This window comes from Paenibacillus sp. Pae15 (assembly GCF_024519685.1).
Lineage (GTDB): Bacteria > Bacillota > Bacilli > Paenibacillales > NBRC-103111 > Paenibacillus_G > Paenibacillus_G naphthalenovorans.
The window spans coordinates 1-368 of record NZ_JALJRM010000095.1 but is presented as its reverse complement, the minus strand read 5'-3'; the positions used below and the strand labels follow the sequence as shown (position 1 = coordinate 368).

Genomic DNA, 368 nt, shown 5'->3' with positions numbered 1-368 from the left:
GAACCCCTGTTACCTCCGTGAAAGGGAGGTGTCTTAACCCCTTGACCAACGGGCCTTGCTATAATGTACTACGGAGAGAGAGGGATTCGAACCCTCGAGACGCTTGTGACGCCTACACGATTTCCAATCGTGCTCCTTCGGCCAACTCGGACACCTCTCCAAAATGGCTCCCCGAACAGGACTCGAACCTGTGACAACTCGATTAACAGTCGAGTGCTCTACCAACTGAGCTATCGGGGAATATCGCTTGGCGACGTTCTACTCTCCCGGGACCCTGCGGTCCAAGTACCATCGACGCTGGAAGGCTTAACGGTCGTGTTCGGTATGGGTACGCGTGGTTCCCTTCCGCCATCATCACCAAACGTATT

At 54.6% G+C, this 368-nt stretch carries 2 tRNA genes and 1 rRNA gene; all 3 read right to left on the bottom strand.

Annotation, left to right across the window (positions count from 1 at the left end):
* Positions 1 to 71 precede the first annotated feature (71 nt).
* A tRNA-Ser gene (locus NR121_RS25105) sits at positions 72 to 160 on the bottom strand.
* A gap of 4 nt (positions 161 to 164) precedes the next feature.
* Positions 165 to 240: transfer RNA gene (locus NR121_RS25100), tRNA-Asn, on the bottom strand.
* A 5-nt stretch (positions 241 to 245) separates the two neighbouring features.
* Positions 246 to 362: ribosomal RNA gene (gene rrf / locus NR121_RS25095) — 5S ribosomal RNA — on the bottom strand.
* Positions 363 to 368: the final 6 nt, after the last annotated feature.